Source organism: Streptomyces sp. V4I2, from assembly GCF_030817655.1.
GTDB classification, from domain to species: Bacteria; Actinomycetota; Actinomycetes; order Streptomycetales; family Streptomycetaceae; genus Streptomyces; species Streptomyces plumbiresistens.
Genome location: NZ_JAUSZM010000003.1, coordinates 9,523,751 through 9,536,962, shown reverse-complemented (window position 1 = coordinate 9,536,962; position 13,212 = coordinate 9,523,751). Strand labels below are relative to the sequence as shown.

Here is a 13,212-nt window from a genome sequence, read left to right as displayed (position 1 = left end):
GGGGGCTCATCCGAGGGTCAGCAGCACCGTGGCCACGGCTGCCCCCAGCAGACCGGCCGTCTGTCTCCGGGTGACCTTCTCGTGCAGCAGGGCGAGGCCGAGGACGACCGGGAGGGCCGGATAGAGGGAGGCGAGCACCACGGCGACGGCCAGCAACTGCCGTTGGGCGGCGAGCAGATACAGCACGAGTCCAAGGGCCGCCCCCGCCCCGACCAACAGCGCCTCGGCGCATCGCCCCGGCGGTATCCGCAGGCGCCCGGCATGCCGTACCGCGCCGGGCAGCAGGACGAGGACGGCGGCGACCCGGCCCGCGGCCACCGGCCACAGCCCGCTCGTCGCGTCCGCCTGGGCGAGGGCGATGTACTGCACGGCGACGCCCGCACTGGCGAGCAGGCCGTCCGCCACTCCCCCGCCGCCGTCCCCGTCACCCCCGGCCACCAACCAGAGCGCGGGCACCGTCACGGCGATGCCCACCCAGGCAAGCGGCGTCGGCCGGTCGCCGAGAAGCAGCACCCCGCACAGCACGGACAGCGCGACCCCCGTGACCGCGCTCACCGGCACCACGACGCTCATCGCGCCGCGGCTGAGCCCCCTGTTGAGGCAGTGCATGGCGGTGCCGCTGCCCACGCCGGACAGCGCACCCCACAGGAGATCCGCCGACCGGACGCCGTCGGCGGGAAGCAGGAGGGCTGCCGCGAGGGCCAGCAGCAGGCCGCCGATCTGGCCGAGGAAGGTGACCGCGGCGAAGTGGGTACGCCGGGACAGCAGCCCGCCGGCGAAGTCGACGATGCCGTAGCAGACGGCCGAGGCCAGTGCCAGAAGAGGGCCCATCCTGTCGGGGGTGCCCCCGGACGGCGCCATGAGTCATGGCGGGCTGCGTCGGGATGCCGGGCCCAGCGGCCCGGCTCGGAACGTAGCGGCAGGATTTCGGAAGGCAGCGGTGGTACTCGGGAAACGGCGGTGGGATTCAGGAGGTGACGGCGGGGTCTTCGAGGAGCGCTCAGGCTGCTTCCGCCGACTGCGGGGCCGCGGCGGCCCACTCCATGACGAGCCGCCGGTACTCCTCGCGCTGCTCGCCGTTCAGTGTCCCGCCCGACCGGAGCCACAGGGCCCTGATCTCCTCGTTGACCTCGTCAGCCGATCGTTCGGTAGCGGGTTCAACACTGGTGGACATGATGTGAAGCATACGGCTCCGGACGTGAAGGCCACGTGAGTAATCGTGAGCTAAGTGGACATTCCGGACCGTGTTGCTGATCACGTCCATCCGTCAAAACCCGTGTCCCAGTTCACACTTCGCCCGCTCCCAGCACCAGCACCTGGATCGCCAGTACGGCGGCGCCTCGTGCCCAGTCGTGAAAGTCGGACACCTTGGTCTCCAGGCCGATCGGGGCGGCGAGCGGGTGGCGGTGGGCGCGGATCGTGTCGTCGACCGTCTTGCCGGCCACGTCCATCAGTCCGACGCCCTCGCCGGCGAGCAGGATCTTCTGGGGCATGGCGAAGTTGGCGATCTGGGCGACCAGGGTGCCCAGGGCACGCGCAGCCTCGTCGATGACGCGGGCGGGCATGGACTCCCCGGCGGCGGCGAGGGCGAGGATCTCCTCGTAGGTGTGGTCGCGGCCGGTGGCGGCCTGGACCTGGTAGCGGATGTTGGGGATGGTCAGCAGGGAGACGGCGCTGCCGCGTTCGCCGTCGAGGGTGAGAGGGCCGTAGGGGTTCACGATCCAGTGCCGGCCGAAGCCGCGGTCCTCCTCGGCGTTCGGCACGCGCCTGCCGCCCAGGACGAGGCCGTAGCCGATGCCGGCGCCGATGGTGAGGACGACGAACCGGTCGAGGCCGCGTCCGGCGCCGAACCAGGTCTCGGCCTCGACGAAGGCGGCGACGTCGTTCTCGACGACCACCGGCAGACCGGTGCGCTCCTCGACGAGCTCGGCCAGCGGTACCTCGCGCCAGTGCAGGTACGGGGACTCCCCCACCACGACCCGGTCCTGGACCAGGCCACCGACTCCGATGCCGACGCCCGCGATCCGGGGGTGGACCCGGGCGAGCTCGCCGGTCATCTCGGCCAGCAGGTCGGCGACCCGGGCGGGGTCGTGGGTGGTGAGCGGCCGGTCGTGGCGGGCGACGATGTCGCTGCGGAGGGTGGTGACGACGCCGTAGACCATGTCCTCGGTGATCTTGAAGCCGAGGAAGGAGCGGGACTCGGCGACGATGCCGAGGGGTTGCGAGGGGCGCCCCTGGCGGACCTCCACCGAGGTGCCCGCCTCGGGGACCTCGACCAGCAGGCCGGACTCGATGAGCGGCTTGGTCAGCCGGGTGAGGCTGCCCGCCGAGAGGTCGAGGCGCCGGGCGAGCTCGGTGCGCGACAAGGGGCCGTGAACGAGCACCTCGATCGCCACCGAGCGTTCGCCGGAGCTCAGAGGAAGCCAGCTGGCGGCACCTGCGGTCATGTAGGTAAGACTCCCACAGAGATTTCTTTCGCCGTAAAAGCAATGGGGCCACTCTACGGCGTTCCGGGCGTCTTGGAAAAGATGTTTGCACGGCTCTTGACGGCTGGATTCTTCCGCAACAAAAGTAAGTGGCCCGAGGACGAGCCGCCGCAGACGAGGGAGTCTCCCGATGACTATCGCCTCCAGCAGCCCTCCGTCGCGCCTGCCAGTGGGCAGCGTCGAGGGGGCACGGACCAAGCCGAGGACAAAACGAGCGGGGGCCGGTGAGAACCGGGGCGACGGGCGTCTGGCCGCGGTGTTCATCGCGCCGGCGCTCCTGGGTTTCGTGGTCTTCCTGCTCTGGCCGACGCTGCGGGGCATCTACCTGAGCTTCACGCGCTACAACCTGCTCACGCCGGCGGAGTGGGTGGGCCTGGACAACTACACGCGGATGGTCCAGGACCCGATCTTCTGGGACTCCCTGACGGTCACCGTCGAGTACGTGATCATCAACATCGGTGTGCAGACGGTCTCGGCCCTCGCCATCGCCGTACTGCTCCAGCGGCTGACGCAGTCGGCACTGCTGCGCGGCATCGTGCTCACGCCGTATCTGATGTCGAACGTGGTCGCGGGCATCGTCTGGCTCTGGATCCTGGACACCCAGCTCGGCATCGGCAACGAGATCATCGCGGCGGTCGGTGCTGACCGGATCCCGTTCCTGGCGGACGAGACGTGGGCGATCCCGACGATCGCCCTGATCAATGTGTGGCGGCACGTCGGCTACACCGCGCTGCTGCTGTTCGCGGGGCTGCAGGCCATCCCCGGCGACATGTACGAGGCCGCGCGGGTGGACGGCGCGAGCGAGTGGCGGATGTTCTGGCGGATCACGATGCCGCTGCTGCGGCCGGTCCTGGCGGTCGTGCTGATCATGACGGTGATCGGATCGTTCCAGGTGTTCGACACGGTCGCCGTGACGACCGGCGGCGGACCGGCGAACGCCACCAACGTGCTCCAGTTCTACATCTACGGCGCCGCCTTCGGCCGCTTCCAGTTCGGCTACGCGTCCGCGATGTCCGTGGCCCTGCTCGTGGTCCTGAGCGCGATCACCGTCATCCAGTACCGGCTCACCCGGGCCGGCCAGTCCGACCTCGGCTGAGCGGAAGGAGTCCGACATGGCCACAGTGACCGCCCCGACGACACAGACACTGGAACGACCCCTCAGGCGCCGGCCCTCCCCCGGGCGGATCGCGGCCTGGGCGGTGATGGCCGCGATCGTGCTCATCACCCTGCTGCCGTTCTACTGGATCCTGCGCACCGCGCTGTCCTCGAACCCCGGGCTCGCCGCCAACCCGACCGACCCGCTGCCGGTCGACGTGACCACCGGCGGTTTCGAGCGAGCGCTCGGCCTGCAGTCGACCCAGGAGGCGATCGCCCAAGGCGGTGCGGGCGGCGGGCTGAAGTTCTGGCGCTATCTGCTCAACTCGCTGATCGTCTCGACCCTTGTCACCGTCTGCCAGATCTTCTTCTCCGCCATGGCCGCCTACGCCTTCGCGCGGTTGCGCTGGCGCGGCCGGGACAAGGTGTTCGCGCTGTTCCTCGCCGGGCTGATGGTGCCGACCATCTTCACGCTGCTGCCGAACTTCGTACTCATCAAGGAACTCGGCCTGGTGGACACGCTGCTCGGGATCTCCCTGCCGACGATGTTCATGACGCCGTTCGCGGTGTTCTTCCTGAGGCAGTTCTTCATGAACATTCCGAGGGAGGTCGAGGAGGCCGCCCTCCTCGACGGCGCCGGGAAGGTGCGGATCTTCTTCCGGGTGCTGCTGCCGATGGCGTCCACACCGGTCCTGACCCTGGCCGTACTGACGTACATCACCTCTTGGAACGACTACTTCTGGCCACTGATGGTGTCCTACAGCGACAGCTCTCGCGTGCTGACCGTGGCCCTGGCCATCTTCCGGGCGCAGACCCCGCAGACCGGCATCGACTGGTCGGGCCTGATGGCGGCCACGCTCATCGCCGCCCTGCCGATGCTCGTGCTGTTCGGGTTCTTCGCGCGCCGCATCGTCGGGTCCATCAGCTTCACCGGAATCAAGTAAGGGGACCGGCATGCGAATTCGTACGGTCGCGGCACTGACCGGAGCACTGGCGCTCTCCCTGGTGAGCGGATGCGCCCAGGGCGCCGGCACGGGGGCGTCGGCGAACACGGTGACGTACTGGCTGTGGGACGCCAACCAGCTGCCCGCCTACCAGGCGTGCGCCAAGGGTTTCGAGAAGCAGAATCCCGGGCTGAAGGTGAAGCTCACCCAGCTGGGCTGGGACGACTACTGGACGAAGCTGACCGCGGGCTTCATCGCCGGCACCCAGCCGGACGTGTTCACCGACCACATCCAGAAGTTCGGCCAGTTCGCCGACCTCAAGGTCCTGGAGCCGCTCGACGATCTCGGTATCAAGGACGCCGACTACCAGCCGGGCCTCGCCGCCAACTGGATGGGCCAGGACGGCCACCGCTACGGCGCCCCAAAGGACTGGGACACCGTCGCCCTCTTCTACAACCGGAAGATGGCGAACGACGCGGGCCTCACCGCCGGCCAGCTCAACGACCTGGCCTGGAACCCGAAGGACGGCGGCACCTTCGAGAAGGCCATCGCCCACCTGACGATCGACAACAAGGGCAGGCGGGGCGACGAGCCCGGCTTCGACAAGAACAACGTCAAGGTGTACGGCCTGGCCACCAACGGCGGCGGGGACGGCGACGGCCAGACCCAGTGGAGCACCTTCACCGCCTCCGCCGGCTGGTCCTACACCGACAAGAAGCGCTGGGGCACCGACTACCAGTACGACAGCGACACCTTCCAGTCGGTCATCAAGTGGTACTTCGGCCTGGCGAAGAAGGGCTACCTGGCCCCCTTCACCGACTACAACTCCCAGTCCAACCAGGCCAACACGCAGGTCGCCGCGGGCAAGGCGGCCGCCGCCTTCGACGGGGCCTGGATGGTCTCGTCGTACGACGGCTTCAAGGGGCTGGACATCGCCACCGCCGTCACCCCCGTCGGCCCGACCGGCAAGCGGGCCACCATGATGAACGGCCTCGCGGACTCCGTCACCAAGAACGCCCATAACAAGCAGGGCGCGAAGAAGTGGGTGACGTACCTGGCGTCGAACGAGTGCCAGAAGACGGTGGGGAGTTACGGCATCGTCTTCCCGGCCACGCCCGACGGCACGAAGGCGGCGGTGGCGGCGTACAAGAAGAAGGGCATCGACGTCTCGGCGTTCACCGAGCCGGTCGCCGACAAGAAGAACTTCACGACCTTCTCCTATCCGATCACCAACTACGCGGCCGACGTGTACGCGTTGATGCACCCGGCCATGCAGGACGTCTACGGCAACGGCAAGCCCGTGAGCAGCCTCGACGAGACCAACGACCAGATCAATCTGATTCTCGACCAGTGAATCGACCAGTCAATCGACCAGTGAAGGGCACGCCATCCATGACGTTCTCCCTCGGCATCGTCGGCGCCGGACAGTTCTCGGGCCAGTTCGCCAAGCTGTTCCTGGCCCACCCCGGCGTCCGCGACGTCTACGTCACCGACCTGCTCCCCGAACGGGCCGAGCAACTCGCCGCCGCCGAAGGCCTCACCGGCACCTTCCCCTCGTACGAGGCCATGCTGGAGTCGCAGGCCGTCGACGCGGTCGCGATCTTCACCCAGCGCTGGACGCACGGACCGCTGGTCGTCCAGGGTCTGAACGCCGGCAAGCACGTGTACTCCGCGGTCCCGATGGCGATCACTGCCGCGGAGATCGCGGCGATCATCGACGCGGTCAAGGCGACCGGGCTGACGTACATGATGGGTGAGACCAGCCAGTACAACCCGGCGACCGTGCACGCCCGCAACCAGATCGCCGAGGGCGCCTTCGGGCGGATCTTCTACGCCGAGGGCGACTACGTCCACGACATGGATCTCGGGTTCTACGAGGCATACCAGTACAGCGGCGGGGAGGGCTGGAAGGCGACCGCCAGCTACCCCCCGCTGCTGTACCCGACGCACTCGATCGGCGGCGTGCTGGGCGCCTGGCAGACGCACGCGGTGAGCGTGTCGGCGATCGGGGTGGTCGACGACCGCGGTGACGGGGTGTTCGACAAGGACGTCAGCCAGTTCGGCAACGACGTCTCCAACGCGACCGCGCTGTTCGAGGTGGCGGGCGGCGGGTCGTTCCGTACCAACGAGTTCCGGCGGGTCGGCTATCCCTCCCACATAAGGGAGTCGCGTTTCCGGTTCTTCGGGACGGAGGGGAGCATGGAGCAGCTCGCCACGGTCGCCCTGTGGCAGGACAAGAACGGGGTGAAGGACATCAGTGAGCTGCTCGAGCCCAAGCCGACCATGTCTCCTGACGATCCGTCACTTCAGCACATCGCGCCGGACCTGCGGGCCGCGTTCACCTCGGGATCGGCGCCGGTGCACGACCGGGCGCGGCTGCCGCGCGAGTTCGACAACCTGCACAACGGTCACGAGGGCAGCCACCACTTCCTGGTGGACGACTTCGTGACCGCCGTGAACACGCGGACGCTGCCGTCGGTGAACGCGTGGGTGGCCGCCCGCTACACCCTGCCGGGCATCGTCGCGCACGACTCCGCGCGGCAGGGCGGGGCGAGGCTGGAGATCCCGGACTTCGGGGACGCGCCGGGGGCCTGAGCGTCCCGTGCCGGCCGGGTACCTGTGCTGCGTCAGGTGCCCGGCTTGCGGCCGTACACGAAGACGTCGTCGCCCTTCTTCAGCAGCGACCAGTACTTCTTGGCGGAGGTCTTCGTCATGTTGACGCAGCCGTGCGAGCCGGGCGGGTTCCACATGCTGACGCCGACCGAGTGGAAGGCCTGGCCGCCGTCGAAGAACTGGCTGTAGGGCATCGGCACGTCGTAGATGCTGGAGACGTGGTCGATGTTCCGCCAGTAGATCTTCTTCAGGCCGGTGCGGGTCTCGTAGCCGTTGCGGCCGGTGCGGACCGGGACGGGGCCGTAGACGAGCTTCTTGCCGTCCTGGATCCAGCTCAGCTGGAGGGTCAGGTTCACGCAGGCAATGCGGCCCTTGTTGACCGGGCACTTGCCGGCCTTGTTGGGGTTGGTCCCGACGGCCTTCTGCTTCAGCATCAGGTCCATCACGCCCCAGGTGACGGGGCCCGCGTAGCCGGCGTTCGGTGTGATGCCGTGCTTGTTCTGGAAGCCCTGGATGGCCTTGCAGTCGGCGGCGGACTGCTTGCCGTCGACCGGCCGGCCGAGGAACTTCTCCACCTGCTTCTGGTAAGGGCCGGTCTGTGTGGTGCAGCTCGCCGCCTGCGCGGGCGTGGCGCCCAGCGCGAGCGTGAGCGGTACCACCAGTCCGGTGATCCCGAGTGCGACGGCGCCCCGTCTGCGTATGTCCCCCATGGCCTGGCCTCTCCCTGCGTGTGACGTTTCTTCGACTGCTAGACCGGTGTGCGGGGGTGTCGGTTGTAGGGCTGGTCAGGCTGTGACAAAACGGTGAAGTTTCGCGTCCCTTGCCCGACGCCCTCATTTCGGCTCCGGTTCTCTCAGCTTCGGCTCTGGTTCGCCGGCCCTCGGCTCCGGCTCCGTGTGCTGACGCGGGAGTTCCCGGCGGGTGCGGACCGGCGAGAGGAAGACCGGCAGGAAGGCCACCGCCAGGAAGGCTCCGCCCACCCAGAGCGTCGCCCGTACACCGGCCAGTTCACCGAGCAGGCCCGACACGGCGGCACCGATGGCCAGCGCGCCGGTCAGCAGGAAGCGGAACGTGGCGTTCATACGGCCGAGGAGGTTGTCGGGCGTCATCCTCTGGCGCAGGCTCACGCCGAGGACGTTGTCCACGCCGGTCTTGAACATGGCCAGCGTCCAGCCCGCCCCGGCGATCCACAGCCAGGGGCCGGGGCCGATCAGCGGGACCAGGAGTCCGGCGGGCGCCAGGACGAGGCCTCCGAGGCCCAGCGTTCGGCCGTGGCCGAGGCGGGCGGCGAGGGGGCGGGCACACCGGGCGCCGAGCAGGAGGCCGACGCCGCCTGCCGCCCAGTACAGGCCCAACGCGCCTGCGGAGAGGCCGAGTTCCTGCACGAACAGGATCGGCAGCATGGTGTTGACCAGCTGGGAACCGTGGTTGGTGAGGGCCCCGGTGAGAGCGAGCGCGCACAGTTCCCGGTCACCGAGGACGTGCCGCAGGCCCTCGGCGATCTGCGCGGCCAGCCCCGTGTCCCGTGCCGGGCCGGACGGGGCCTCCTTGCCCCGGACGAAGACGAGTTGGACGGCCGAGGCGAGATGGGCGACCGCGTACAGCTGGCCGAGCGTGAGCGCGTCCAGCCACCAGGCGAGCGGTATCGAGGCGAACAGCACGGTACGCGCGAGATCCGCCGCGATCAGCACCCGGCGATGCCGCATCCGGTCCACCCACGCCCCGGCCGGCAGCCCGATGAGCAGGAACGCCAGGGTGCCGAGCGTCGCCAGGGCACCGACCTGTCCCGGGCCCGCGTCCAGTGCGGCGACGGCCGACAGGGGCAGGGCGACGTAGCCGATGTTCGTGCCGAGCTGGCTGAGCGCGGTCGCGGCGAACAAGGCGCGGAAGTCGGCGGTACGCCAAGGGGATTCGGGCTGCACACGAGAACGCTGCCCCGCACGAGGCGTAAGGACAAGTGAAAAGATCTACATGGACACTTAAGCATCTCTACCTAAATGTTCTCACCTCCTTGAACAGCGCGACGGAATCCCGTGTTGACCGCCATGAGTCCGCCGTCGACCGTGAGGGTGGTGCCGGTGATCCAGGACGCGTCGCGCGAGGCGAGGAAGGCGACGGCCGCCGCGATGTCCTCGGGCTCGCCGACCCGGCCCAGGGGGTAGAGGCCGCGCACCGCTTCCAGGTCGTCGTCGCGGCCCTCCCAGGCCGAGGTGCGTACGGTGCCGGGTGCCACCAGGTTGACGCGGACGCCCCGCGCGGCCGCGTGTCCGGCGAGGGTGCGGGTCAGGGACACCAGTCCTGCCTTGGCGGCGCTGTAGGCGTGGTTGCCGAAGTCCTGGAGGCCGTTGACGGAGCCGACGCTGACGATGGCGCCGCGGCCGGAGGCGACCAGATGCGGGAGCGCCGCACGGCAGCAGCGGTAGGCGCCGGTCAGCGTGATGTCGAGGTCGCGCGCCCACTCCTCGTCCGGCTCGTCCTCGAAGAGCGGGACGTCGGGCGTGCAGCAGGCGGCGCTGTTGACGAGGACGTCGAGTGCGCCGAAGGTCCGGACGGCGTACGCGACGGCCGCCTCGACCGCGTCCCGGTCGGCCACGTCACACGGGTGGGCCTCGACGGTGAGCCCTTGTCGGCGCAGGGCGGCGGCGGTCTGCTCCGCCGCGGGCGCGTCCACGTCGGTGACCAGGACCTGTGCCCCTTCCTCGGCGAACCGCCGGGCGATGGCCGCGCCGATGCCGCGGGCCGCGCCGGTGACGAGAACGCCGTATCCCTCGAAGCGCTGTGTGTGCGTCATGGTGCCGAAGGTAGTGCCGGAACGATCAACCGGGCAGGTACCGTGCCGCCATGTCCGCGTTCCTGCGGCAACCACCGGGTCGCCGCCCACCTCGGCAACGACCCGCACCTGCATCCGATGTCCCCGCAGCAGGCGGCTCCGCTGATGGCCGAGGCGACGCAGGCCCGGGATCCGTCCGGGGAGGTGCTGATGGAACGGCAGCGCATCGGACGCGAGGGCTGTTACGCGGCCGTGCGGGAGGATCTGGCGCTGCCGCCGGGGCATGCGGCGCGCCGGCCGCTGCCCTCGGGTGACGCAACACTTCAGCGGTAACCGGTCGTGTCCGCCGGCTTGTCCGCGTCCTGCACCTCGACGAGGTAGCGCCAGGCGTCCGGGCGGCTGCCGTCGAGGTCGGTGAAGCCGTACACCTGGGCGAGCCCGCCGCTGGAGAGGGACTGGCCGTTCCATCGCGCCACGTCGGGGTCTGCGGCGAGGGCGGCCACGGCCCGGCCCACGTAGCGGGGTGTCTCGGAGATGGCGAAGTGCGGGACGCGGGTGGTGGCCTCGCGCCAGTTGTCCTCCCGTACGCCGAAGTTGTCGAGCATCATCTCGGACCGCAGCCAGCCGGGGGTGAGGGCGACGGCGGTGGCGCCGCGAGGTCCGAGTTCGTGGGCGAGGGCGAAGGCCATCCGCAGGACGGACGCCTTGGCGAGGTCGTAGAAGAAGTTGACGCGGTAGGTGTCGCGGTTGTAGTCGGCGGTGCCGTCGGTCATCTCGACCACCAGCCCGCCGGGGTGGCGCAGGAGCAGCGGCAGGGCGCGGTGGCTGGTGATCGCGTGCGTCTCGACGGCGAGCCGGAGCAGTCTCAGGCCCTTGTCGAGGTCGTGCTCCCAGACGGGGGTGTCCCAGGCGAAGAGGGTCTCGCCGCCCCAGATGTCGTTGACGAGGACGTCGAGGCGGCCCTGTTCGCCCGCGATGCGGTCGACGAGGGTGCGGACCTGTGCCGGGTCGAGGTGGTCGGTGGGTACGGCGATGCCGTGGCCGCCGGCCTCGGTGACGAGGTCGGCGGTGTCCTCGATGGTCTCGGGGCGGTCGTACTCGGAGCGGTGGGTGCGGGTGCTGCGGCCGGTGACGTACACCGTGGCGCCGGCCGCCCCGAGTTCCACGGCGATCCCCCGCCCGGCTCCCCGGGTCGCCCCGGCGACCAGTGCGACCCTGTCCTTCAGCTGTTCCGGCATGTCCGGCCTCCCGTTTCCCTGTCCCTGCGATCGCTCTCGGTACGAGGGTGTCGGGTAAGCCGGACATCTTCTGTCGTCTTTCCGGGCGAGGTCACCCGGCTTTCAGGGCGACGTCACCCAGCCGCGCGGAGCGTGGACGAAGTCCCGCAGAGCCGTGCTGCCGGAGACGTACGTCCGAACGCGTCGCCGACGAGGTCGAGCGCCGCCCGTTCGCCGTCGAGGGACGGGCCGGCGGGGGCGCAGCGCGCTTCGTCAGTGGCCACGGGCGATCCACTCCTGAAGGTGCGGGGCCTCCGCCCCGATGGTCGTCGGGTCGCCGTGGCCGGTGAGGACCTTCGTCTCGGGCGGGAGCGCCAGCAGGCGGTCGCGGATCGAGTCGATGATCGTCGGGAAGTGGGAGTAGGAGCGGCCGGTGGCGCCGGGGCCGCCCTGGAAGAGGGTGTCGCCGGTGAAGACGGTGGCGAGGCCCGGGTCGTGGAGGCAGACCGCGCCGGGCGCGTGCCCGGGGGTGTGCAGGACGCGCAGGTCGGCGCCGGCGGCCTCGATGACCTGGCCGTCCTGGAGCCAGGCATCGGGGTCCCGGTCCGGGTGGGTCTGCTTCCACAGCGGCAGGTCGTCGTGGTGGAGCCAGATGGTGGCTCCGGTGCGCTCGGCGAGGGCGGGCGCGGCGTCGATGTGGTCGTTGTGGGCGTGGGTGCACACGATGGCGGTCAGCCGGCGGTCGCCGACGGCCTCGGCGATGGCGTCGGCGTCGTGGGCGGCGTCGATGACGATCACTTCGTGGTCGTCGCCGACGATCCACACGTTGTTGTCGACGTCCCAGGTGCCGCCGTCGAGCGTGAACTGCCCGGAGGTGACGAGGCGTTCGATGCGGGCGGCCATCACAGCACCACCACCGAGCGCAGGACGTCGCCGCCGTGCATCCGCTCGAAGGCCTTCTCCACGTCGGTGAGTCCGATCGTCTCGGTGACGAACGCGCCCAGGTCCAGGCGGCCTTGGAGGTGCAGGTCGATCAGCATGGGGAAGTCGCGGGAGGGCAGGCAGTCGCCGTACCAGGACGACTTCAGCGCACCACCGCGCCCGAACACGTCCAGCAACGGCAGTTCGAGCTTCATCTCCGGGGTGGGCACGCCCACCAGGACGACCGTCCCGGCCAGGTCGCGGGCGTAGAACGCCTGCTTGTAGGTTTCCGGGCGGCCGACCGCCTCGATGACCACGTCCGCGCCGAACCCGCCGGTCAGCTCACGGATCGCCTCCACCGGATCGGTCTCGCGGGAGTTGACCGTGTGGGTGGCGCCCATCGAGCGCGCGGTCTCCAGCTTGCGGTCGTCGATGTCGACGGCGATGATCTTCGCCGCGCCCGCCAGGTTCGCCCCGGCGATCGCCGCGTCGCCGACGCCGCCGCAGCCGATGACGGCGACCGTGTCCCCGCGGCCGACCTGGCCGGTGTTGATCGCGGCACCGATTCCGGCCATCACGCCACAGCCGAGCAGGCCCGCCACCTGTGCCGAGACCGACGGGTCCACCTTCGTGCACTGGCCGGCAGCCACCAGGGTCTTCTCGGCGAACGCGCCGATCCCGAGCGCCGGGGACAGTTCCTGGCCGGTCGAGGCGAGGGTCATCTTCTGGTCGGCGTTGTGGGTGTCGAAGCAGTACCACGGCCGGCCGCGCAGACAGGCCCGGCACTGCCCGCACACCGCACGCCAGTTGAGGATCACGAAGTCGCCGGGAGCGACATCGGTCACCCCCTCGCCGACCGACTCGACGACACCCGCCGCCTCGTGCCCGAGCAGGAAGGGATAGTCGTCGCTGATGCCGCCCTGCTTGTAGTGCAGGTCGGTGTGACAGACCCCACAGGCCTGGACCTGCACCACGGCCTCACCGGGGCCCGGGTCCGGCACCACGATCGTCTCCACTCGCACCGGCTCGTCCTTGCCCGGTGCGATCACGCCGCGTACTTCCTGCGCCATGGTGCCGGCCCCTTCCATCGACTCGTGTCCGTCCCTGCTCCGACCCTACGCACAACTGATCAGTAACGGCACGACATCCTTACAAAGCAGCTGCCG

Annotated in this window: 14 protein-coding genes and 1 pseudogene; 5 read left to right on the top strand and 10 right to left on the bottom strand. The window is 69.7% G+C overall.

The annotated features are described in order from the left end of the window. Positions 1 to 6 precede the first annotated feature (6 nt). The 3 genes from QFZ76_RS44505 to QFZ76_RS44495 all read right to left on the bottom strand — a co-directional run bounded on the left by QFZ76_RS44505 (position 7) and on the right by QFZ76_RS44495 (position 2,447). A complete protein-coding gene (locus QFZ76_RS44505) occupies positions 7 to 831 on the bottom strand; it encodes an EamA family transporter (protein ID WP_307679027.1) in 825 nt (274 codons plus the stop codon). A 169-nt stretch (positions 832 to 1,000) separates the two neighbouring features. Further along, the gene (locus QFZ76_RS44500; protein ID WP_307679026.1) at positions 1,001 to 1,186 is read right to left on the bottom strand and encodes a hypothetical protein; all 186 of its coding nucleotides are present in this window, start codon (positions 1,184 to 1,186) and stop codon (positions 1,001 to 1,003) included. 100 nt (positions 1,187 to 1,286) lie between these two features. Beyond that, positions 1,287 to 2,447, bottom strand: coding sequence for an ROK family transcriptional regulator (locus tag QFZ76_RS44495; RefSeq protein ID WP_307679025.1), 1,161 nt, complete (start codon positions 2,445 to 2,447; stop codon positions 1,287 to 1,289). Positions 2,448 to 2,616: 169 nt separating this feature from the next. Here QFZ76_RS44495 and QFZ76_RS44490 point away from each other — a divergent pair, with 169 nt between their 5' ends. Genes QFZ76_RS44490 through QFZ76_RS44475 form a run of 4 tightly spaced genes read left to right on the top strand, consistent with a single transcriptional unit; the run spans position 2,617 to position 7,120 of the window. After that, complete coding sequence (locus QFZ76_RS44490; protein ID WP_307679024.1) at positions 2,617 to 3,582, top strand: carbohydrate ABC transporter permease; 966 nt, start codon at positions 2,617 to 2,619, stop codon at positions 3,580 to 3,582. A gap of 16 nt (positions 3,583 to 3,598) precedes the next feature. Continuing rightward, positions 3,599 to 4,525 (top strand): carbohydrate ABC transporter permease, encoded by a 927-nt coding sequence (locus tag QFZ76_RS44485; protein ID WP_307679023.1) that lies wholly within the window; start codon positions 3,599 to 3,601, stop codon positions 4,523 to 4,525. A 10-nt stretch (positions 4,526 to 4,535) separates the two neighbouring features. Beyond that, on the top strand, positions 4,536 to 5,879 hold the full coding sequence (locus QFZ76_RS44480; RefSeq protein WP_307679022.1) for an ABC transporter substrate-binding protein: 1,344 nt from the start codon (positions 4,536 to 4,538) through the stop codon (positions 5,877 to 5,879). Between the two features lie 38 nt (positions 5,880 to 5,917). Next, a complete protein-coding gene (locus QFZ76_RS44475) occupies positions 5,918 to 7,120 on the top strand; it encodes a Gfo/Idh/MocA family protein (RefSeq protein WP_307679021.1) in 1,203 nt (400 codons plus the stop codon). A gap of 32 nt (positions 7,121 to 7,152) precedes the next feature. On the opposite strand, the gene QFZ76_RS44470 is transcribed toward QFZ76_RS44475, so the two are convergent. The 3 genes from QFZ76_RS44470 to QFZ76_RS44460 form a co-directional block, all read right to left on the bottom strand. Next, on the bottom strand, positions 7,153 to 7,848 hold the full coding sequence (locus QFZ76_RS44470) for a L,D-transpeptidase (protein WP_266451303.1): 696 nt from the start codon (positions 7,846 to 7,848) through the stop codon (positions 7,153 to 7,155). A 123-nt stretch (positions 7,849 to 7,971) separates the two neighbouring features. After that, a complete protein-coding gene (locus QFZ76_RS44465) occupies positions 7,972 to 9,060 on the bottom strand; it encodes an MFS transporter (RefSeq protein ID WP_307679020.1) in 1,089 nt (362 codons plus the stop codon). Between the two features lie 71 nt (positions 9,061 to 9,131). Next, entirely contained in the window at positions 9,132 to 9,929 is a 798-nt protein-coding gene (locus QFZ76_RS44460; protein ID WP_307679019.1) for an SDR family NAD(P)-dependent oxidoreductase, read from the bottom strand. A gap of 72 nt (positions 9,930 to 10,001) precedes the next feature. Here QFZ76_RS44460 and QFZ76_RS44455 point away from each other — a divergent pair. After that, positions 10,002 to 10,241 (top strand): annotated as a pseudogene (locus tag QFZ76_RS44455) (hypothetical protein); the annotation flags it as partial. On the opposite strand, the gene QFZ76_RS44450 reads toward QFZ76_RS44455, so the two are convergent. The 4 genes from QFZ76_RS44450 to QFZ76_RS44435 form a co-directional block, all read right to left on the bottom strand. Continuing rightward, positions 10,232 to 11,146, bottom strand: a complete 915-nt coding sequence (locus tag QFZ76_RS44450) for an SDR family oxidoreductase (protein WP_307679018.1) — start codon at positions 11,144 to 11,146, stop codon at positions 10,232 to 10,234. The pseudogene QFZ76_RS44455 and the gene QFZ76_RS44450 overlap by 10 nt on opposite strands. Before the next feature lie 113 nt (positions 11,147 to 11,259). Next, positions 11,260 to 11,409, bottom strand: coding sequence for a hypothetical protein (locus tag QFZ76_RS44445; RefSeq protein WP_307679017.1), 150 nt, complete (start codon positions 11,407 to 11,409; stop codon positions 11,260 to 11,262). Further along, positions 11,399 to 12,028 carry an MBL fold metallo-hydrolase gene (locus QFZ76_RS44440; RefSeq protein ID WP_307679015.1) on the bottom strand — a complete coding sequence of 210 codons (630 nt, stop codon included), beginning with the start codon at positions 12,026 to 12,028 and terminating at the stop codon, positions 11,399 to 11,401. The genes QFZ76_RS44445 and QFZ76_RS44440 overlap by 11 nt, the downstream gene beginning before the upstream one ends. After that, entirely contained in the window at positions 12,028 to 13,116 is a 1,089-nt protein-coding gene (locus QFZ76_RS44435; protein ID WP_307679013.1) for an S-(hydroxymethyl)mycothiol dehydrogenase, read from the bottom strand. Before QFZ76_RS44435 ends, QFZ76_RS44440 begins: the two co-directional genes overlap by 1 nt. Between the last annotated feature and the right edge of the window lie 96 nt (positions 13,117 to 13,212).